General features: G+C 56.2%; 15 protein-coding genes. 14 read left to right on the top strand and 1 reads right to left on the bottom strand.

Annotation, left to right across the window (positions count from 1 at the left end):
- The first annotated feature begins 47 nt into the window (after positions 1-47).
- Positions 48-6,056: a strawberry notch-like NTP hydrolase domain-containing protein gene (locus ShzoTeo12_RS26650; RefSeq protein ID WP_165909440.1), complete on the top strand. Its 6,009-nt coding sequence runs from the start codon at positions 48-50 to the stop codon at positions 6,054-6,056.
- A 271-nt stretch (positions 6,057-6,327) separates the two neighbouring features.
- Positions 6,328-7,299: a helix-turn-helix domain-containing protein gene (locus ShzoTeo12_RS26645; RefSeq protein ID WP_130519756.1), complete on the top strand. Its 972-nt coding sequence runs from the start codon at positions 6,328-6,330 to the stop codon at positions 7,297-7,299.
- A 121-nt stretch (positions 7,300-7,420) separates the two neighbouring features.
- Here ShzoTeo12_RS26645 and ShzoTeo12_RS26640 read toward each other — a convergent pair whose 3' ends face one another.
- On the bottom strand, positions 7,421-7,675 hold the full coding sequence (locus tag ShzoTeo12_RS26640) for a hypothetical protein (RefSeq protein WP_130519754.1): 255 nt from the start codon (positions 7,673-7,675) through the stop codon (positions 7,421-7,423).
- Here ShzoTeo12_RS26640 and ShzoTeo12_RS26635 point away from each other — a divergent pair.
- From ShzoTeo12_RS26635 to ShzoTeo12_RS26580, 12 genes are all read left to right on the top strand, one after another.
- On the top strand, positions 7,674-8,321 hold the full coding sequence (locus tag ShzoTeo12_RS26635; protein ID WP_130519752.1) for a hypothetical protein: 648 nt from the start codon (positions 7,674-7,676) through the stop codon (positions 8,319-8,321). The two genes, ShzoTeo12_RS26640 and ShzoTeo12_RS26635, sit on opposite strands and share 2 nt — an antisense overlap.
- Before the next feature lie 12 nt (positions 8,322-8,333).
- The gene (locus tag ShzoTeo12_RS26630) at positions 8,334-9,089 is read left to right on the top strand and encodes a hypothetical protein (protein WP_130519750.1); all 756 of its coding nucleotides are present in this window, start codon (positions 8,334-8,336) and stop codon (positions 9,087-9,089) included.
- Positions 9,086-10,099 carry a hypothetical protein gene (locus ShzoTeo12_RS26625; protein WP_130519748.1) on the top strand — a complete coding sequence of 338 codons (1,014 nt, stop codon included), beginning with the start codon at positions 9,086-9,088 and terminating at the stop codon, positions 10,097-10,099. Before ShzoTeo12_RS26630 ends, ShzoTeo12_RS26625 begins: the two co-directional genes overlap by 4 nt.
- 10 nt (positions 10,100-10,109) lie before the next feature.
- The gene (locus tag ShzoTeo12_RS26620; protein ID WP_130519745.1) at positions 10,110-11,111 is read left to right on the top strand and encodes a hypothetical protein; all 1,002 of its coding nucleotides are present in this window, start codon (positions 10,110-10,112) and stop codon (positions 11,109-11,111) included.
- Positions 11,108-11,533, top strand: coding sequence for a hypothetical protein (locus ShzoTeo12_RS26615; protein WP_130519743.1), 426 nt, complete (start codon positions 11,108-11,110; stop codon positions 11,531-11,533). Before ShzoTeo12_RS26620 ends, ShzoTeo12_RS26615 begins: the two co-directional genes overlap by 4 nt.
- A complete protein-coding gene (locus ShzoTeo12_RS26610) occupies positions 11,523-12,206 on the top strand; it encodes a hypothetical protein (protein WP_130519741.1) in 684 nt (227 codons plus the stop codon). Before ShzoTeo12_RS26615 ends, ShzoTeo12_RS26610 begins: the two co-directional genes overlap by 11 nt.
- A gap of 6 nt (positions 12,207-12,212) precedes the next feature.
- Positions 12,213-13,712, top strand: coding sequence for a hypothetical protein (locus tag ShzoTeo12_RS26605; protein WP_130519739.1), 1,500 nt, complete (start codon positions 12,213-12,215; stop codon positions 13,710-13,712).
- 17 nt (positions 13,713-13,729) lie between these two features.
- Complete coding sequence (locus tag ShzoTeo12_RS26600; protein WP_130519737.1) at positions 13,730-16,108, top strand: DotA/TraY family protein; 2,379 nt, start codon at positions 13,730-13,732, stop codon at positions 16,106-16,108.
- Positions 16,109-16,112: 4 nt separating this feature from the next.
- Positions 16,113-18,722 (top strand): hypothetical protein, encoded by a 2,610-nt coding sequence (locus tag ShzoTeo12_RS26595; RefSeq protein WP_130519735.1) that lies wholly within the window; start codon positions 16,113-16,115, stop codon positions 18,720-18,722.
- A 101-nt stretch (positions 18,723-18,823) separates the two neighbouring features.
- Entirely contained in the window at positions 18,824-19,099 is a 276-nt protein-coding gene (locus ShzoTeo12_RS26590) for a hypothetical protein (protein WP_130519733.1), read from the top strand.
- 92 nt (positions 19,100-19,191) lie between these two features.
- On the top strand, positions 19,192-19,527 hold the full coding sequence (locus ShzoTeo12_RS26585; protein ID WP_130519731.1) for a hypothetical protein: 336 nt from the start codon (positions 19,192-19,194) through the stop codon (positions 19,525-19,527).
- 171 nt (positions 19,528-19,698) lie between these two features.
- Positions 19,699-20,658, top strand: coding sequence for a hypothetical protein (locus ShzoTeo12_RS26580; RefSeq protein WP_207900515.1), 960 nt, complete (start codon positions 19,699-19,701; stop codon positions 20,656-20,658).

Genomic DNA, 20,658 nt, shown 5'->3' with positions numbered 1-20,658 from the left:
TTTCTGTCGATGGCATCGGAGCCGCGTATATACCGCGTGCTTCTCGCATGCACGGCAATGCAGGCGATCTTTTGATTGCGACGACCGATGATGTGCGGGCAACCGGCGTGCGGGGCGGTCTGAAGTATTGCAATGTGCCCGTTCTCAATACGGTTACGAGGGGCGAAGCCACGATTTTCGTCGTAAGACCGCCCGGCGATCTCGATCCAAGCGACTTGTGGGTTGCTTGCGGCCTTCCGATCAGGCGGCTTTGGGACGATGATTTCAACGTCGATGTTGCCGACCGCGCGCTCTTGTCCAAGCGTTTTCACGAGTGCATGAGCGGCACCGGCATGGGTGATATGGTCACTCCGCGCCAGATCGGCCTTAACCTCGCCGGTTCAAAGGTATTTGAAACCATCGGGGGCCGAGTAGCAGTCAACAAAGCGAATGAGGCCCACTACGAGTACGACCGCTTCAGCAACGGTCGTGAAAAAGGCGAGCATCGTGATCGGTTCCTACGCGCGATTCGAACAACTGAGCTGGCAGGGTGCGCGGCCGGTGTAGCACTGGCTATCGTGCAAGGTGATAGCTTTGACCGGGGATCGATAGCCCGGTTGCACAAGGATATAGTTGTCGATGACGCGTCTCCTTTCCTTAGCGTTTTCGCCTTTCAGGAGGAAATTGAAGCCGCATTGGCGGTCCAAGCTGCAAACCTCGTGCGCAGCGGTGGGGCTTTCCGTGAAGTCGCCAGAGAGCTGACTGATAGGTCTGCCGCTCATGGCGAACGAAATGCGCAACGGCTGCGTTTGCAGCAATATTCAACGCCTCTTACGATCTCGGCTGTCGCACAGGATATATTGCGCATCCGCGAGGGAGAATTGGTGCTTGAGCCAACGGCCGGAAACGGAACGCTGGCGCTCGGCGCTGCGGCGGCCGGAGCACGTATAGAAGGCTTTGAGCTGGACAAGGCACGCGCAGAACGTGGCACAAGAGTGCTGAAGGATGCGGGCGCACCGTTTGTAAATATCAGGCCGCGAGCTTTCGAAGTGAACGCTGAAGGTGGATTTGGAGGAATGGCGTTTGACGCCGTTCTGGCAAACCCACCCTTTGAGGCGATCAAGGCACAGAATGTGGCTGATAGAGAGGGCCGCACGCTCTCCATCTCACGCCTTGACCATCGGATCGTCTATGACGCGTTGAACCAGGTGCGAGCGGACAGTGGTCGCTCGTTCCTAGTTCTACCGGGTGAGATGATGGGCGAAGGCAAGCTTGAGGGAGCGACACGCTTCTTCAACAACTATCTCCATGCGACCTTCGAGGTTGCTGGCGCTGCCATGCTCGACGGAAGGCTCTATCGGAAATCCGGCGCTGAGTTCCCTGTGATCGTCTATGCCCTTGGCCCCCGGCTTGAAAACCCGCTCTCCGCTGAGAGAGCGAAAAAAATCCCCGATGAGCTGCCATATCTCCATACCACTGATCAGCTATTCGCGTGGGGCGATGCTGCACGTTTGGCCATGGACGAGATTATGGCTCGGCGCTCGGCGCCAGACACCCGGGTTGCTAGAACGTTCGTAGCTCCCGACTTTGACGACGCTGATATCACGACAGATGAGACGCCCAACGGTGATGTGCCGGCGGCTCTGGTCCCGGCAGTTCCCCCGGTCGGTCCAGGTGTCGAGGAACCGGTGTTCGAGGCGGTCAGTGAAGACGAACTTGAGATGTCGGAGGACGAGGCCGAGTTCGTGGTTTCGCCTGATGTGCTGGTCGATGACTTGGTTGTTGAGAATGATCCGTTCCAAGTCACGTATGAGTCCGCCTCCCTTGTTGGTGGCCCTGTTCTCAAGATTCAAAAAGCGCTGGCAGAACCGGTCGCACTTGCCCTCACGGAGCTGGAGCGCGTTCGCGGGCCGGTAGATAATTTTGTTGCAGACAGCCTTGGCGTTGAGGTCAGCGAGTTGGGAGGCTTGCTGCATGCTGGACAGGTCGATGGTGTAGGGCTTGCGCTTCATAAAGCGCTGCGGGCAGAATCCATTATTGTCGGAGATCTGATGGGCGTTGGGAAAGGCCGTCAGCTCGCGGCGCTCGCCCGTGCGGCCTTCAAAGAGGATCGGCCGGTGTTGTTCTTCACCGATAATGCCTCGTTATTCACGGATTTTGTAGCGCGCGATCTGGCCACGGTAATGCGGAAGCCAGCCAATGAGCTGCCGCAGTTTATCAAACCCTACATCGTCAACAGCAGTAAGGATGCATCGATCCTTGACCCCGATTTTCAGGGGGAGCGGCGACGTGGAGAGGGTTTCGTTTTCCGGGCATCGCCATCGTCTGCCAAACGTGAAAAGACGATTGATCCGTCGATGAACATGATCTTGTCGTCATATTCGCAGCTCGGCGCGCAGGGCAGGGAAGCGAAACTTGCGGCGATCATGGAGTGGCTTGGCAAGCAGGACAAGCCACCATTGTTGATCATGGACGAGGCTCATCGAGCAGCCGGTGAGGGGTCGAACGTCGGTCTCTCGATGACAGCACTGGTTGAGGGCGTCAAAGCGGCAGGTGGTTCCGTTGCATATGCGTCAGGGACGGCGTTGAAGGGTGCGCGGAATTTGCGCGTCTACGGCTCTGCGCTACCGGATGTCGGGATTCCGCCCGACAGACTGGTGGAGCTGATCGAAAAAGAGCCGCTGGCTTTGCAGGAAGCGCTTTCTTACGAGATGGCGCGGTCGGGAGGGCTTATTGCGCGTGAACTCGACAACACTGAAGTCGCTCGCGAAACTGTTTCTCTGCAAGATGTCGATCCGGTTCGCTTTGCTCAGGTACTCGAAAAGGTCGATCTTTTCGCGCACAAGATGTCCGAGTTGCTGGCCCTCGGCCGCGAGGTCAAAGATTGGTCTCAGCATCGGCAAAAGGAGCTGAAAAAGGACATCGAACAGATGCCAGAGGGTGCGGAACGGGACCGTGCTCTAGGCTCGGTCGGCGTGCATTATCAATCACCAGCCTCCCGGTTCCATCATTTGTCGAACTACCTGACGCTGGCTATCAATGGGGTTTTCTTGGAAGACCTCGTGCTGAAGTCAATCGCCGAAGGCAGGAAGCCTCTGGTGGCGGTCGCCAATACTGGCGACACGTTGATGCGCGATCTGATCGCGAGCCATTGGGATAATGATGGCCTCGATGATGCCGACAATGCGGGCATCATGAAGGGGTCAGCCTATGTCCTCCCTGAGAAGCCCCACCTCGGGCATGTGATCAAGCGTGTAGCTGACCGGTTGCTGACCGTTAAGGAAAGCAATGGATTCGGGGCGGTCACAGAAATTCGCCTTCACGAATACGAAGATTGGCTGGCTGATTTCAATGCGCGGGTGGATGCGGCCGACTTTTCCCTATTGTCGATGACCGTGATCGACGACTTAGCCGTGGCACTCGAAAAGCACGGGTTATCATTGGGAGAAATCACGGGCCGTTCCTTTATGTCGCGACCAGCGGAAGATGGGGGCGGATTTGTCATTAGCGCCCGGCCCAAGCCGCTTAAGCACGATGTTGTTTCGGACTTCAATAACGGTCGTGTGGATGTTCTGATCCTGAACCAGTCGGCCGCTGTGGGCCTGTCGGCGCAGGCGTCACCCGCAAATGGTTTCGACGTGCGGCAGCGGGAGATGATCAAGGCGCAGATGCAGGGCGATGTGACGCAGGAGCGCCAGATGGACGGCCGCATCAATCGTGTCGGGCAAATTCATCCTCCGCTCTATACGGTGCCCCTGCAAGGGCTGGCCAGCTCGGATCGTCTGGCGCAGTTGTTCAACCGAAAGAACCGTTCGCTTACAGCGGCTTCTACGGCCACCCGTGAAAACGAGTCCAACATTAAGGATACGCTCGACCTTCTCAACGAGGTGGGGCAATTTGTCAGCCGCGAATATCTCAAGAATAACCCGGATATTGCCGTCACGCTCGATATCGACCCGGAATCCGATATCGAGACGAAATATTCTGAGAAGCTGATGGGCCGTATGATCGCGCTGCCTTCCGGCATGCAGCGCACGATCATGGGCGAGCTGGACACCGCTTTTCAGATGCGCGTGGCCTTGCTGGACGCCCTCGGCGAAAATCCTCTGCGGCTGCGAGAATATGACTGGCGGGCGCAGGTGAAAGAAGTGGCATCGCTGATAAGTGGCAACGCGGCATCAGCACGCATGTCCGAACGTCCCCTTGCGCTCAACAAGCTGACTTACAAGGAGACAATCAAGCCAATCGATGTGCTGGCTGTTGAGGACGCGGTAGCGCGGGGCAAGGGATGGATGATCGATCAAACCCTTGGCCGCGAGATGTCGGTTGTTGAGCGGCTGGAAAGCCTCGCGCCGAGTGGTCAGGAAATTCGTTTCTCTGATCCGATTTTCGACCGTGTGATGAACCGCTCTGACGAATTGCGCAGCCTTGGAGCGACAGAACACCCATTGGAGGTCGCCCAAGGGTTTTGGGATAATCAATGGACACGCGATGCTGAAAAGGAAATCAAGGGGCTTGAGAAAATGGTGCTCGATGCCGGGCACAAGCTTGATTTCCTGCTCGACATAGCACCAACACTCGCACCCGGCGCTATCGTCACGGTTTACCCCAAGCTGGTCTCAAGGCTGCGAGATTCGACGCTGTTCAATGCCGCCGTCGATTATATCGACGGGACAGATCACACCGATAGAGAGATCGGTGTCCCGGCCGTGATCACCGATGTACGCTTCAACGAGGAGAAGCCCCTGAATCTTGGCGAGTGGAGCGTGCGGATCGCAGTACCCGGCGAGGAGCACCTGATCGATATGCCGATGGCATCTGTCTATGCGATCCTACGCGAAGAACACCAAGCGACAGTTGAGGCTAAGGGCGTCACGAAGATATGGGCGTTCAAGAGTGCGCGTCTGGACGATGACGGGATTGGCCTCGCCCGGTCCATTGCGCCCATGTGGTCTCAACCTCTCGCTCAGGCGCTGGAAGAAGCCGAAGCGAAGGGAAAATCCCCCGATTTCGGAAATGGTTATGAACGTCTTCACTGGAAGCCGTTCTTGGGAGATGGCAGTCCCGAAGACAGCGTGATGATGGCCCTGTTCCAGAATGTGCAGGGCGGGAGCGTCAGTCGGACGCGATATGCTGTTGAAGGCAACCTTTTTGCCGCCGTTTCGGCTCTCGCGGGGAAGCGAATGGGCGAAAAGGCAATGTATACGGACGAAAGCGGCGCGATCCGGCACTGCTTTTTGCTCAAGCGCGATGGGCACAAGAAAGTGCTCGAGCAATTGACATCGAGCGTGGCAAGCCGTGTCGGCTTCATGAAAGCTGACGTGGCTTCCGTTTCCGGCCTCCTTTTAGGAATGACGGGGATTATCAGCGAGGCAGACGACGAGGCGCGGGCGGAATACATCGCCTGTGACATGCTCACAAGGATGGTCCACGGTGGCTGCAAGGTTACGATTGATCATGTTCGCGATCTGATCCGGCCTCGGCTGCAAGAGATGCATGAGCAAATCGTCAAAGCTGTACGGCAGCAAGGGGCGATCAATACCGGTCTTTTTGTCGGCACCGATCCTTTCGGGGACTCGACGCAAAAGCTTTTCACTCCCGGCGCATCGATCCGAATTCGAGAGGGCGCGTCTGACGCGGCCAGTGGTTTCCGGGTCTATTGGGACCAAAAGGAGATAGCCAGGTGCGCCGCGTCACTCAGCGAAAAAGGCGCGCTGGCTGCCTTCGGTGGGAAGACCTTCGGCGTAATCGTAAAAGCCAAGAACGATGTTTGCGACAAATCCAAGGATGCGCTTTGCGCAGATTGGAGCAACAAGCTTGGCACGGCCGTGGTGCGCAACTCGACAGTGGCGAAGGAGATCGCATCGGCGTCGGACGTAGCCGCGATTCTATGCGCTGCGGCGAGCGATAAGTCCCTTGATGGGATGATCGGCATCAAAGGCGCGCTGGTCGTGTACAATGAGGTTGTGGCGAATCTCTCCCGTGAGCTGATCAGTCAGCATTTGGGAGCAAAAACGGAGGCTACTATGTCGGTGCGCTCAGAGAGAGCCACGTCACCAGCAGTTGCAGCCGTGTAGAATGAGTTACCCGGCGTTAAAAAGTTTGACATACTTTTTCTGTCGGGTTTCATTGTGAAAAATTTTGGAAAGGGAATCAGTCAAGGACTAGAAAGCTAACCCCAGAAATGCCGAACCCCAGACGGTCTCCCGTCCGGGGTCGAAAACTAAGATAGAAAAGAACGCTTTTGCCGAGCGCCGTTCTCCCTAGAAGGTAGATTCCTTCAGGGCGAAATGCAAGTCTTTTTGTCTTTTTTTCTCGGCGTTTCCGGCTAACCGGAAAGAGAGAAAGATGAGTGCTTCAGCGTTGGCGACGTGCCAACTCAGCGAACGAACAATCCTATCTAACGTCAAAAATACATGGTCACATTCGGCGTTGGATAGTTGCATCAAGGCTGTCATCGGTGCGCACGCTCGCGGGCTACTGGATGATGAGTTTGTGGAGTCTGTCTACGGCGCGGTGAATGAGCGTCGGGCGGAACTCTCGGCGGGCCGGAGAGCGCGACCGGTAAAATGGGGCACACCCTTGGCCATCCATTCGAGGCTTACCTTGGAGGAACGGCGTGCGCAGGCGAGAACTCGTAACATCAGTGCGGGTTGGTTCTCAGCGAAGCTCGAAAAGAGCGGGGCAAACGTAGCCGAGATCTATGCGAAGCTTCCTCGTGCCAGTTTTCGAGCGGTATTGCACACGATCTGCGAGCTTAGCGCCCTCGCGCGCGGGCGATGTGACGCTTCCATTGCGACAATAGCTAAAAAGGCGGGGTGCAGCCGATCATCAGTCGAGCAGGCTTTGGCTCATCTGAAATCGAGCGGTTTCATCGTGGTTGAGAGCGGGAAGACGTTGGGTGTAACGTCGATTATACGGCCCGCTCAGGCTTGCTTGATCAAGGTCGTGAACTGGTGCCGCGCTCGACTTGAGCGAATGCAAAAAAAGGACCGGTCTGACCGCCCGGTTTCCGCTGCAAGGGGTACACAAAATACTAGGCAGAAATCAGAATCTTATTTTTTAAATAAAAGATCGAAGACAACAGAGCCGCGCAGAGAAGGTGGGCGGGCCATTGGAGCCGTAGCATTTCCAGCAAGCGGATCGATTTATTTCAGCCATTGGCGTGATCTGGTTAGGGAGCATTCGACAGGCGTCACCCCTGATGCAGATATTGTGGCGAATGCCTTCCGAAAGTTCTGCTCCGAGAAAAATATCCCCCTTGATGCTCCGAAAATCGAAGAGCGGTTTATCAAAATCGTCCAAAGGTTCCGTATTTAGCGTTTTTCCTGCCGACAGGCCGTTCTTATTCAACTCTGCGGGATTGCTCTCAATGCGGCCTGCGGGGGGTTGGATATTGCCGCATTATGCAGTAAATCTTTTTTTGATTTCACAGTGAAATTCAGAGGTCGAGCGAGTGCCAGAGAACGCAAACCCCGATAGCGGAACTCAACTGGCGGTAAATCCGCTGAAAGGTGCCGTCCTCGTTGACCTGTACAAGCCGCTCGCGGTCGAGGATCGCACCGGCCAAGGTTTCGAGAAGACGGCGGCATATGGTGCCGATCATCTCGCGGCGGTTTTGTCCGTCAGAAATTTGAGAATTGCTTTGGCGGCTCTTGCCGCGTGGGAAAGAGGCTAACAGGAGAGAGACGGACATGCGTGCCACAACGAAGGCGACGTTTGCAGGGTTGGCAGTTTCGGCGGCGATTTTTGCGGCCTCACCGGCTTCCGCTCAAGGTGCGGGTGGATGCGGGATCACTCAAGCGGCCGATGCAGCGGTTCAGAGACAGATAGCGCTTCTCGATGCAGCGAAAGTGGATAGCTCCGAGTTTTTTAACGGGGCCAATAGCTGCCTTGGCTCAAACCTGCTCGATTCCCTCGATCTCTCGAACCTGATCCCCACAAGCTTCGATTTCTTGGGCGGGGCGGCGGATCAGTTGATCAATGGTTTGATCCAGAAAGCTCAGCAGCAAGTTTGCCAAGTGCTCAATGACCAACTGCAGAAGGTGGTGGGGAAGATCAACAACAATATGTACCAGTTCGATTCCGTCATGGGAGGACAGATGAATGAGCTGCTTGGCGGTTCAGGGAATAGCGTAACAGAGCTGAAGCTTCCGAGTATTCCTGGCATCGGAAAGTATGACTTCACGCTGGCGTCAATGAGCACCGGCAACGGCATCGACCAGCCGATCATGACCCCGCCTGCCGTGCAGGCTGGAAACAACACGGTGGGTAATGGAACGCAGCCCACCGGCAATACCGGAAACACGAGCAACCCGTTCGGAAATCTCTTCCAGCAGTAAAGGGGATATCCGATGCGAAAAGCAGCAACCGCACTGGTGATTGGCATCGCTTTCGCTGGCACGACGATGCCGGGCGCTGCCAATGCAACGATCATGGAATGGGCGACTAGTTTCGAGCGCTTCATGGCTGGCCTGAAAACGGTTGACCGGCAAGTCTCCAGCTCAGCATCCCAAACACAGCACGTGATCAAGAAATCGGAAGAGGCGGCGGTGAATGCGGAACTTGCGCAAGAGCAGGCGCTCCGTATGGCCGACATCAAAAACCGATATTCGTATGAAACTGGTCAAGGTGAGACATCCTGCGCTGTTGTGGATGCAAGGTCGGGTCTCTCAGGTGTCGATAATTCCGAAAAGAAGATGCTGACCGCTTTCCGGTCATCTGATCAGAAATACCTGAGCAGCGGCGGAAACGCGGCCGCGACAATCAAGAACTCGCTTCTTAAGAGGATCGGACATTACTGCACCGATCAGGAGCGTGCGGCCCTCGGCCCGACATACTGCCAATCGACCGTTCGAAGCGAGCGCAACGCCGGGGATTCGAATGCAGCGCCGTTTCTCGTGAATAGAAATTATGGCGGCGCTGAAGTCGTGACGGCTGCGGACTACATTGATGTCCTCGCCCCACTGCCGACGATCAAGCCTAATGCTGAAGTTGTAGGGGATCGTCTGGAATTGATGAATGCCCGTATGCGCGGCGCGGCGCTTTCAGCGTCCCGTTCGACAATGATGGGCGTGGCGGTGTCGGGTATGGGAGGCGATATGCAATGACCGTTATTTCGAAGAAAAAGGCGGCGTTTTATCTCGCTGCGATTACGATGGCGGGGATTTCGTCCCCTGCGTTTGCCGTGACATGTGCTGTTGAGGCGCATGTAATCCAGCGGACGCTACAGCTCGATACTGCTGTGACGACGCAGATCGTGAAATCGAAGACGTTGCTCATCACGGAAGAGATGCGCCAACGCCAGCTTCTGTTGGCAGCGCTGAAGGTCCTGACGAAACAGGAATCGGGATCGGGTCAGCAAACCTCTACCGTGGTAAAGAAATCTGCTGAAGCGGCAGCAAGCGCAAATGTTGCGCAGAGGCAGGCGTATCAAATTGCCGATGCGAAAGAGCGCTATGGCGTCACGGGCTATGACAGTTGCGGTTTGCAGACAAAGAGCCAGTCTTTCTATGCTGCAAACATGGCAATGGCCGGGAAAGCCGCGTCCTATCGTAATGGCACCTATTTCAAGCCGGGCCAATATGGGTCCCCGAAGGATTGGGCGTCATTGGCGCAAAGCGGCTCGAACTTTGATGCCGAAGCTATATTCAGCGGCAACAGCTCGGCGGCGGCAGAGTATATCAATTTCGTTGCCGGACCCCCGATTGAGAAGCAAGCCGGTGGCGGTGTGGCAGGCGATTTGCAGACCTTCGAAAAGAACAGGAACGATGTTCGTCGTTCGGTCGTGGTGAACGTTTTGTCGTCCATCGCTGCCGAAAATGAGCCGGGTGGCCCGAGAGAAAAGCTGGCCGAGCTGATGAAGCATTGGACAGGTGACGATGGTGGGGTGAAGTGGGCGCAGGCCAGCGCCGACAAGCCGCTGAGAGCCACGCTGCTCGACGCTGTTCGGATTGAAGCCGCAAACATCGCTCTGATGGCTTTTCAGGTCAAAGACAATGCGAGAACGGAACTGGCGCTGTCTTCCTATGCCCTGTCTCGGGTTAACCGAGCTGTGTTCAACGGCAACGAGGGCGTTGTCTCTGTAGGCGCTGGCCAGCGCCGCGCCGGTCTTCAATAGGAGCTGTCCGATGAAAAAGCATAAGCGTTTTGTTCTCGGTTCAGTTGTTCTCGGCGGTAGCATGCTGCTTGGCGCTAATTCGGCCGCTGCGGCATGGTGTGCGATTAGCACTGGATGGATTGCCACCCACGAGCAAGTCGAAAAGCATCTGATCCAAGAAACGCAGATTTTGGAAAATGATGTCGCCAAAGCTGGCTCCGAGACGCTGGAACAGGTCCTCGCAGCGCTCAAGGTGCTCAACCGGCAAACTTCCGGCGAAGGGCAAAGGTTGCAGCAGGCCACCAAGAAGAGCCAAGAGGCTTACGCAAATACCGTAACTGAGCAGATGCGGCGCGAGCGTTTGGTCGCGATCAAGGAAAACTACTCGTATGAGACAGGGCAAGGACCCAATGCATGCGCCCAAGTGGCGTTTTTGCAGAAGGTGACGGGCGCTATTGATGGCACCGGTAGCTCAACCTCGCGTGTTTACAAGCAGATCGACGTATCGCCGGGATCTGTTCCGAGTGTCGCGCAGCAGGCGGCTGACCGGCGAGATCCGCGCTCGACGGACGCCTCGTTGTTGCTCGATGTAAATGCCTCGGAAGAGGATAAGCGAAAAGTAATCCAGCAGCTCGCTGGTTTTGCGGTGGAGAAGCCCACGGGTAATGAGACAGGCACTGTTGGAGGTGAATTCTCGATGCTGCGTGCGCGCGAGGCAGAGGCTTGGCGCTCGCCTGCGCTAGTTTCGTTGGCTGCGGTCGCGGCGATGTCGAATAAGGCCAGCGGGGACGGAGATGGGGCGGGGAGCGTCCTTCAGGCCATGGATGCCTTGATAGACAACTATGGCGGTGGTCCCGCCTATCAAAAATGGACCAATGCTCTTCAGATGCAGTCAGAGCGTGGCCTGATGATCGAACTTAACCGCTTGCGGGCACTTTCGATGCGCCTCCGCACCTACCATTCGGAGTCAGAGGCTCGCAAGGCCGCGGTCGTTGCAGGAATGCTCGCAGCAGAGGCACAGGGATCGAATTGACAGGAAATAAGCCAGCCGAACGCGCAGATCACAACGATAGCCACGAGATAGCGACAGTAGACGTTGATGTGGCTGTCCCGGATAGCGACGGCTATTTCGATGATCAGGATTTCGAGGTCGGCGATGGCGACATCGAAATTACCTATGAGGTAGATGATCCCTCGCGCCCCTCGGCTGCACGGGACATCTACGTTTCAGAGCTGGCAACGGCGGCGAAGCACGAAGAGGCTCGACGCAAATCTGATGTGCAGCTCAATCCAGACAGGATGAAGGCGGCGATCAATGAGGCGTTAGGTCGGATCAGCCGAATGCCGAAGATGCTCTATGCCGCCAAGCAGATTCAGGAAGCCGTGGAGAGGCTGGCTGACGAGCGACTTGCATCGAGCGGATCGAAACATGCGGAGAGCGACTATGACGGTTGATGCGTATTCGAGTGTGGAAGATGACGACGATGCTCCGAGCGCTGCAATGATCGAGAAGCAGGCGAAAGATCAGGTCGGGTTCTCGGATGAGGATGAGATCGGGGAATTCGAGCGATCGGAGCGCGAAACGTCGTTCGAGCAGCCTTCTGTTGCCGCCACGCCGAAGCAAGAGGCTTCGCCGCAGGTGAAAAGGCTGTCAGTTGAGGAATCTACCTCACTGAACATCACCCTCAAGAATGCTGCATATGCAGCGGAAAAAGAGGCGTTCATCGATGGTGAGCCGGGCGGCATGCCAATCGGCGAGTATATTGCGCGAATTGGCTGTGACGCTATTCCTCCCGGCCGCAGCGTCCTTTGGTTCAAAGGTGATGGGCCGGATTCGGGACTCTGGCTTTTCGTTATAGCCCCGAAACCGAAGGGGGCAGTGCAGCCAGGTTATCGGGTCACTCTGGCCTTCGGCAAAGAAAAGGCCGGTGAGATTCAGATGGAGGCGTGTGCCTTGTTGCAGGCACAGGACAAGAACGGCGAGAAGCTGAAGTTCGATAAATGTTGCCTCGTCAAGCACGATGGAACGAAGTTTGCCCCGGCAGGCGTCATAAACGAGCAGGAATTGGTCGGGCGCGTTAGCGACATAGGATTTGGGATCAACCCGTTCAGCTTCGATGAAAGGTGAGGAGAGATGGACCAGAACGCGAAAAAGTGGTTCGATTTCGGCCCCGGCATCTCGCTTTCCTTGAGGCAGAGCGGGGGCCGCTATCTTCTCCGATTGGAGCTAGCGCATAAGCCTAGCCCTGCGGCTGTTGAGAAGGCATACGAAGGCAGATGGGCGATGATCCAGAGCGGTAACGATGGCCGCCCAGCGATCTATGAGCATATGAACGATGTGCGCTCGCTAAATGATGTCGTGACCCGGCTGGAAGCATTCTTTGACAAGGGGCGCATTATGGGGGCACTGAGCGTTACAGCACGGGCGCCAACGAACATTGCGCCTCCCGCTCGATCCTCCCGCGAGGTCACAGATGCGGTGCTGAACGCTTTTGCGGCCGACGCGCCGGTTCCCCTCTTGCAGCATATAAACCGTTCAATCCAGCATGCATATGCGGTGATGGGTGCAAGAGCCGCTGCCGCCAAGCAACTGCCATTTGAGGGGGACGCGTTCGGGGTTTATGACCGCTTAGTAGCCAAGGTTGGTCCTTTACGCGCGGCCGAGACATGGGGAACGGTTCTGCTAGCTGTCTCTACCGGTCGGCATGGATGGCAAGAGAAGCTCGATAGCCTGATGGAATGGGATGCGGGTGGGCGCGAGGCGCAGATCGCGGCCGACACGTCAATCAAGGCAATGGTGGAAGCCATTGCGCGCGAGGTTTCGGTTATCAATGCCACCGGTCTTGCGGAGGTTGATCTTGCCTCATCGCTGCGCGGGCGGCTCGTGGAGGCTGCGGGCGAACGGATTAGTTATCGTGCCTATGATGGAGCGAAATTCCAGCCGAAGGGTGCGCCCGATCTCGGCCCGAACACCTTTACCGTCCAACAGGGATTGTCGCTCGATCTTGCCACTGACGCCAAGGCACGTATTACTCAAGCGCTGTCGGCAGCGGCGAAAGCCTTTGGAATGCCGAGAGATCGCCTTTTCGGCGATGAAACCGTGAAGTTTTTCTTTGCCCCTGATATGGGCCGGGCCGGTGGCTTGGACCGTGGATCGGCAACGCTTTATCGAGCCAACGAAGATATTCAGCTTCACGCAATTCACATTGTGCCGACGCGGCCCGGTGCCCTGATTCACGAGATCGGTCACCAGATACACAATGTTGGCGATAAAGACTTTATCTTGGAAAAGGTTCGCTCCCATAAATTCGCGCAATCCACCAGAAGGATTGTCTCGGCGCTGGAAGAAAAGGGCCTTATCTCTCCGCAGTATGCGGCGTACCTGACCGAACCAGCAGAGATATTTGCGCGGGCATTTGAGGCCCACGTGGCGGCTACGCAATCAATGGAACAGATGGGGGGATCGCTTTCAAGCGTCGGTTCCCCAAGTTTGACGCCTACTGGCGACGAGCTTGCTACCTTCATGTCGAATATGAGGGCCGTGGTGCAGGCAAGTAGGTCTGACCTTGATAGCAAGACACGAGCGCGCCCGGCTGAGCCTAGAAATGCGGCCACACCACGTATGAGTATTTAACGTCTTAGGGGGACACAATGGCTGAGCGGCCGGATATTACAGAGCTTTTCACTCCCGAAGATTATAGTGCGGGCCTCGTATTCCTTCGGCGAATTCTTGGCTGCACGTTCGATTACCTATGGGTGCCGGGTGGTCAAGCGGCTCCGTCTGGCGGTAGCTGCGATAACACCAACGATATTCTGGCGCAGCTCGTCACAACATTGAATTGGGCGATGCTGGCTGTCATCGCTGTCGTTGCCACCTACCTCATATTCGCGGCCCTTAAAGATACGGCAAATGATGGCGAGGCCGGTGGTCGTTCAATGAACCCAAGCTGGACGCTTGTTTTAGCCGGTTTGGGCGCGATCCTCTGCTTCCCGGCCTTCAACGGATACAGCGCGTTGCAAATAGGCACGATGCAGGTGGCCGTATGGTCGTCTGGCCTCGGGGACTCGATGTGGCGCATCGCTGGCGATAAAATGGCAAGTGCCAATGCCGTCAACAAGACGTTCACGAACCTGAATGAGAGCGGCTGGTGGAGTGACGGGGGGGATGGCACCGAATCTGATCTGCGGACTGCTATAACCCAAGCGTTGCAGGCGCGGGTGGGCGGCGAGCTTTGCAAACGTTCGCTGAATAAAAGTCTTGCCAGTATGGCAACGACGAACGGCCAGATTACTCCTGTTTCGGGGGCAGAGGTACGAGACACCCAAGAAGGATTTGCGCAACGGAGCATCTACTTCAAAGCTCCTGCTTCGCTGAATGACAGCATTGGGCTTTGCGGCGGCGTTACGGCTACCTATTCCATTGAAAAATCGGTGCCGAACGCTCAGGCGAACGCGAACGCTGATCCTTCCAACATGGCCATCCAGAACCAGATCGCCAGCACAATCAGCAAATATGCTGCCCGAACAGGTAAGGCCGGTGCCGATGCAATCCTCTCGTCGCTCGATACCGAAGCGCAGAGGTTGACTGACATACTGTACCCTGCAGATGGCATGCGGAAGCGCGGCCCGGCAGAAGTGGACGCTATTGGGCAGTCTATCTCGACGGTTGTGGCGGCGGCTAAGCAAGCCATCAACACTCAGTTTCAGCAATCTGAACCGGAGCTGCGCCAGACAACTGCGCAGGCAATGTCTGCTTCTAATCGAAACGGCTGGTTCTATGCGGTCCTCTACCAGCGTATTCTCGTGAATGCGACCTCTGCCCGCGACGGCATCCGCAAGGGGATATCCGTTTCTGCTACTCCTGCCTCGCGCGATCTGGCGGCAGCTTGGGGCTGCGTGGTCTCCAGCTCGTGGGCCTTCTGGAAATCAACGTGTTCAAATGAACTGGAAGTCTTCTTCAAGCAGTATTCGTCGGACATGGCCAACCTCGATCAGATGTCGGGCACATTCTTGAACAACGCAAACCGAGATAGCGGATTGGGGACGAACTCGTCTGATATCGCGGCTATTCGCGGTGCGGGTATGGGTTGGGGCCGTCTGACCGATTGGGTGCTCGGCATGATGGGCCAGAACAATGAAGGCAACTCTCTGAACGGAGAAGGTTGGGCCGATCCTATCCCGCAACTGCAAACGACGGGCGGTGCGATGCTCGGTGCCGGCGGCGCTCTCGTCGCTGCTGCCAAAGCTGGTGAAATTGCGTCGGAATCGGCGGTGGGGATGGTGAACCCACTGGCGTATATCGGAGGAAAGCTGCTTGAAATGGTGGGTCCCCTCGGCTGGCTATTGGTCGCCATCGGCTTTCTGCTGGCTGTGGTCGTGCCGTACATGCCGCTGATCTACTTCTTTCTCGCCGCACTCTCGTGGTTGATCTTGGCGGTACAGACGATCATCACAGCGCCGTTCTGGCTGATGCAAATGTTCTACCCAAACCGGCAAGGTGGTTTGCAGGGGACGAGCATCGCGCGAGCGTTGATGGTGCTGCTGGCATTGCTGGTGCGCCCGGCTCTCATCATCATCGGACTTATCTTCTGCATGATGCTCATGCGCGTGGGGCTGGATTTCCTCAACATCCTCACACGAAACGCATATGCGGCCATGGCTTATGCTGGACCGGTCAGCGCCGGGGGGCAGTTGGGCAATATCGCGTTGGCAATCGGCGGGTTCATGATCTACGCCTCGGCGGCGGTAGCGCTGGTTTCCATCTGCTGCGGCCTGATCGACGGCGTTGGGGATGCCGTGATGGATGGCGTCGAGGCAGGTATGAGCCGGTTCCTCGGATCGCAAGCGCAGCGCGGCGAAGGGATGCTTGGAAATCCTGCTGCTGCGGCAGCATCGCAGATTGCCATCGGCGGGCGTGGGTCGTTGGCCGGAACTGGCAGTCAGATTGCCCGGATGCGGAACCAGCCTCGCGGGGGCCTTGGCAACGGAGGGAGCAATCCGCCCCGTCGCCTTGGTGGCACAGGGAAGTAGTTGAATGGCGAAGCGCACGAGAGAGTTTGAAGGCGTCGAGCATACAGACGTTGTTCGCTTATCCTCCCGGCGCGAAAGGAGGAAAAGCCTCACCGAATGGGTGAAGGATTGCCACAACGATCCCGCTGACGTTCTCAAGCCCTATTTTGGCTTGGCTGTCATAGCTCTGCTCTTGTCTTGGGCACCATTCTGGCCGGAACTTCTGGCGATTGGCGCGGTATTCCTCGCTCTGTCACAGGGGAGCTATGCCCGTAAGTTGTGGGATGCCCCTTACCGGGTTCCGATGGACCTCGGCAAAAAGGGCTTCAAAGACAAGTCTACAGGCGACGTTGGCGCTGGCGTCATTTACCACGGAGTAGGCCGGGGGGCGTACTCTGGTCAGGAGGTGTGGTCTGCCGCGAAAGACATCCAGACCCACAGAATGGTTCTTGGCGGCACCGGTTCCGGTAAGTCCGAAGAGATATTTGGACTTGTGTTCAATGCCCTTTGCCTGAACAGCGGTGCGATTATGGTTGACGGTAAGGCATCGGCCGATACCCTCAACTCACTGAAGAAAATCACCCGCCTTTTCGGTAGGGATGAGGACTTTCTCACCCTCAACTTCATGATGGGCGCGAAGGATTTTTACGGCCATTCCGAAGTCAAGTTGACCAACACTTTCAACCCCTTTTCGATGGGGTCATCTGACCAGAAAAGCACGCTGATGGAAACATTCATTCCGCCAGCAGAAGGATCGAACAGCGTGTTCGCGCAGCGAGCTATGCAGCTCAACAAGGCGCTTCCCCGGCCTCTGACTTTCCTTCAAGAGCGGGGATATGTTGACTACAATCCGCGACTGCTGACAGAGTTTTTCCAGCTTAATAACGTTGAAAACCTCGTATGGTTTGGCCGCTTCAGGGACAAGCACGGCCGCGTAGTCAGCCTGCCGGATGAAGGCAAGCATGAAGATTTTCTTCGGTTGAAGCAGGCTTGCCAGAGCTTGGAGCAGGTTCTTCTCGATCTGCCGGGCTATAGCCAGGTCATGCCGAAAGAGCCGCCTCCCATGATCGACGCCAACGATACGAAGATTGCGATGGCGCTCCTGTCTGGCGAAAACGAGGTCGAAGCGCTCTCCCGAGAAATGATAGAAAGCTATCGAAAGCTCGCGGGAGGCACGGGCGGCGGCGATCAGAACCAAGCGAACGAAACTTCTCGTGCCGAGGTGTACCGACAGTGGGGTTACATGACGATGAGCCTGTCGGAACCCGCTGCGATGCTGACCTATTCCTTCGGGCATGTGTTTAACGCGCAGGTCGGTGAAATCAACATGAGCGACGTTTTCCTGAACCGTCGCATAGTGTTTGTAATGATCCCCTCGCTCGAAAAAGCTCCACCAAGCACAGCGGCTCTTGGAAAGATCACGGTTGCGGCTGTGAAACAGGTTCTCGGCAACCTGCTCCATAAGCCGCTTGAGGGCGACCGCCGCAGTATTGTGGACGCATCACCTAGCAAATCGAACATGCCCTATCCGCTCATTTTCGATGAGTACGGATATTATGTTGTCGAGGGATTTTCTGTCGCCGCTGCGCAAGCCCGCTCTTTTGGGGTTTCATGCACGTTCGGTATGCAGACGCCCGACTCTCTCGAAAAAGCCTCCCCGCAGGAAGCCCAAGAGACGCTTCAGAATACCACGTTGAGGCATATTGGCCGTTTCGTCGGGGGCGAAGACAGCAACACATTTAAGCTGATCCGGGGGTGGGGATCCAAAGTGATGACCCCTGTTTCGAGAGGGATGAAGGTTGATCAGCGCGCTGCCTTCAAGACCACCCGTTTGAGTGATGAGGTCAGTTACGAAGAAGAGGACGTGATCAAATATGCCGACATCGCAGGGCAGCAAGACGGCCAATTCCATTTGATCGTAGGCACGCAGACGCGGGAAGGTCGGATTCGACGTGGTGAGAGCCGGACGATCCGCTATACCGCTTTCTATACCGGTGGGGTCCCTGAAGTCACAGAATGGCGGCTAAACCATTTTGTGCCGGTAAAATCTCGTGATCCTGAATCGATAGAAGCAATTCGCAAGCGTGATCGCCAAGAGAAGATGCTTGAGGAGCTGAGCGCGGAAGGCATCAAAGAGTGGTCATTTACGCAGGCTGATCCGACGAGGCGATATCTCGACCATAAGGATCGTGACGGCATTGCGGTTCTGCTCCGTGATATTCTTACGACGCTTTCAAGTGTGATCCGCGATGAGCGGTTTAGAAGGAGCAAGCCAAAGGCTGATACGCCTATCGAGGTTGTGGCTGAAACCCTGAAAAATATGCTGGAAAGCGGCATCGTTTCGCAGGGGCAGCTCGATGCTGCAATTGTCGAAAGCCTCGCCGCGCTAGACAGCAGCAGCGGCGCTATCTCGGTAAACCGCGAGATCGACCAATTGGAGGATGCGCTGAAGGCGCGCTACGCGGATAGCATTTCCAGCGCAGGGTTGTCGGCAACGGATAGCGAGCTGGCAATGGCGGCGTTTGGTGTCTTGATTGACCAGCCTTTGCGTGTGGCAAGGCGTACAGCTCTTCGCAACAATTCCATTCGAGCGGCGACTTTGAATACAGGGGCGCTTTTGGCTGCTGCTGAGTGAGGACTTTAACTCGTGAGCGACCTAAAATCCTTGATATGATTGGGGATTTGACATATATTTAGAAACGGAAATTAATGTCGAATTTTTTGCAGGAGGTTAAGGTGTTGGAATTCTTCGGAAAAAAACCAAAGCCCCAGATGCGTGCTGCGGATGTTCGCGACCTCTATAATGCAAGCCTCTTTAATGGCCTGACGCTTGTAGAAGGAAATGCAACGGCAGAAGGTACGTTGACGAACCTCCTGATCCAAGGCGAATGCGCAAGGCTTACTCTGGTCGATCTGCTGGAGGAAACCCGTGCTCTTCACGAGACGCAAAAGGCGCTTCTGGAAGAGATGAGAGCCGCCCGACTGGCGAATGACTCTCGGAACGCCGCATAAAATAATTCTGCAACTTGCGAGAGACGGAAGGCACCTGCCATATAGGCCGGTGCCTTTTTTATTTGGGGTGGAATCATTGGACAGGAGAGGACATGCAAATGAAACGAATAGCTATTTTGATTATTTGCGGACTGCTTGCTGGCTGCGGAGATAAGGGGCCGAGTCACGCGGAAATTGAAGGAGCTGTGATGAGCCGCATGGCACAGCAGTATCAGGAGGCCGTACAAGCGTATGGTGCCGCCGCCGCCGAGTGGCATGTTATCCCGCCTCAGGCTGTGAAGATCGTTTCAATCGACAATATCCGGTCTCAGGATGACGCAACCTATCTTGCCGATGTGACCCTAGAGCGCGTCAAAACGGGCGCGAAGGATACTCGGGCCTTGAGTCTGCGGATGATCGAGGGCGCTTGGCGCGTCGTCAGCCAGTAGGACAGCGGCGCGAGGTCTCGTGAAGCGAGACACATTTACAACTGCCCGGAAATGTTTGATAGAAAAATTGATTCTAAAATCGTTGTCGTTTAAGGTGGCGACGGTTGATTTGTAGATGGCTTTCGCTCGATGGCGAAAACCGGTTTATCGGGTTCTAACAACGGGATTGTCATGGCTGAGACCACGTCATCGAAGGAAAGCGTTTCGGGAACGCAGAAGATTATCATTCAGGGAATTTGGGCTACGGCATTCGTTGGCGTAGCCTGCTTGGGGGTCTTTGTTTTACCGAAGCAGTTTGCGCCGCAGAGCGCACCGCCCATGATGAACGGCTACCAGCCTCAGCCGGGCCAATATCCGCAGCAATCGCAGGGCCAGTATCCGCAGTTTCCGGGGCAGCAGCCGGGCTTCTATCCGCAGCCGGGTCAGTATCCACAGCAACCTCAGTATCAGGCGCAACAATTCCCGTTGCAGCAGCCTTACCAGCCTCCGCAGGTCCAATACCAGCAGCAGCCGGTACAGCAGCAACCGGTGCAGCAAACTCAGCAGACGCAGCAGGCTCAGCCGAACGCCATCGCATCGGCGCAACCCATTACCCGGCAAGGGGTCGATTCCGGGTATGAAATTGCCGACCTGAATGTAGCAAACCAATTGCTGACCGGCCTAGCCTCACTGGCGAGCATTTCCGACACGCCTGCCGGTCAGCAGGCGAGCGAGAAGAACACCATTGTCATGTTCTTCGATCCTCGGTGCCCGTATTGCCAAGCAGCTCATAAGGCGTTGTCAGGCAAGTACCCGATCCGTTTTGTGCCGGTGAGCGTGCTCGGCGATCAGGCCACACAGCTTGATGCGTTGCCGGGCATTCGGGGTGTCCTGAAACAACAGGATAAGGTCAAGGCGCTTCACAATCTGATGGCACAGCAGACGCAAGGTCTCGACATGTCGCCGGATGCCAACCTCGACAAAGAGGTCAACCAGAACTTCGAGGTTTGGCTGACGCTGGCGGCAAATCTGCCTGATCGTGCTCCAGCAGTACCGCTTTTCGTGGTGCCGAAAGCTTCTGGCAAAGTCGCCGTTCTCAAGGGGTGGGACAATTCCATGATGCCGGTTGTCGATGCTCTCCTGAAGGAATGA

The organism is Shinella zoogloeoides, assembly GCF_033705735.1.
Lineage (GTDB): Bacteria > Pseudomonadota > Alphaproteobacteria > Rhizobiales > Rhizobiaceae > Shinella > Shinella zoogloeoides_A.
The sequence above is the reverse complement of the archived record's forward strand: the minus strand, read 5'-3'. Positions and strand labels throughout refer to the sequence as shown.

Coding starts and splice junctions, on each gene's coding strand:
- ShzoTeo12_RS26650 (WP_165909440.1), top strand. CDS start 48: ATGCACGGCAATGCAGGCGATCTTTTGATTGCGACGACCGATGATGTG.
- ShzoTeo12_RS26645 (WP_130519756.1), top strand. CDS start 6,328: ATGAGTGCTTCAGCGTTGGCGACGTGCCAACTCAGCGAACGAACAATC.
- ShzoTeo12_RS26635 (WP_130519752.1), top strand. CDS start 7,674: ATGCGTGCCACAACGAAGGCGACGTTTGCAGGGTTGGCAGTTTCGGCG.
- ShzoTeo12_RS26640 (WP_130519754.1), bottom strand. CDS start 7,675: ATGTCCGTCTCTCTCCTGTTAGCCTCTTTCCCACGCGGCAAGAGCCGC.
- ShzoTeo12_RS26630 (WP_130519750.1), top strand. CDS start 8,334: ATGCGAAAAGCAGCAACCGCACTGGTGATTGGCATCGCTTTCGCTGGC.
- ShzoTeo12_RS26625 (WP_130519748.1), top strand. CDS start 9,086: ATGACCGTTATTTCGAAGAAAAAGGCGGCGTTTTATCTCGCTGCGATT.
- ShzoTeo12_RS26620 (WP_130519745.1), top strand. CDS start 10,110: ATGAAAAAGCATAAGCGTTTTGTTCTCGGTTCAGTTGTTCTCGGCGGT.
- ShzoTeo12_RS26610 (WP_130519741.1), top strand. CDS start 11,523: ATGACGGTTGATGCGTATTCGAGTGTGGAAGATGACGACGATGCTCCG.
- ShzoTeo12_RS26605 (WP_130519739.1), top strand. CDS start 12,213: ATGGACCAGAACGCGAAAAAGTGGTTCGATTTCGGCCCCGGCATCTCG.
- ShzoTeo12_RS26600 (WP_130519737.1), top strand. CDS start 13,730: ATGGCTGAGCGGCCGGATATTACAGAGCTTTTCACTCCCGAAGATTAT.
- ShzoTeo12_RS26595 (WP_130519735.1), top strand. CDS start 16,113: ATGGCGAAGCGCACGAGAGAGTTTGAAGGCGTCGAGCATACAGACGTT.
- ShzoTeo12_RS26585 (WP_130519731.1), top strand. CDS start 19,192: ATGCAAATGAAACGAATAGCTATTTTGATTATTTGCGGACTGCTTGCT.
- ShzoTeo12_RS26580 (WP_207900515.1), top strand. CDS start 19,699: ATGGCTGAGACCACGTCATCGAAGGAAAGCGTTTCGGGAACGCAGAAG.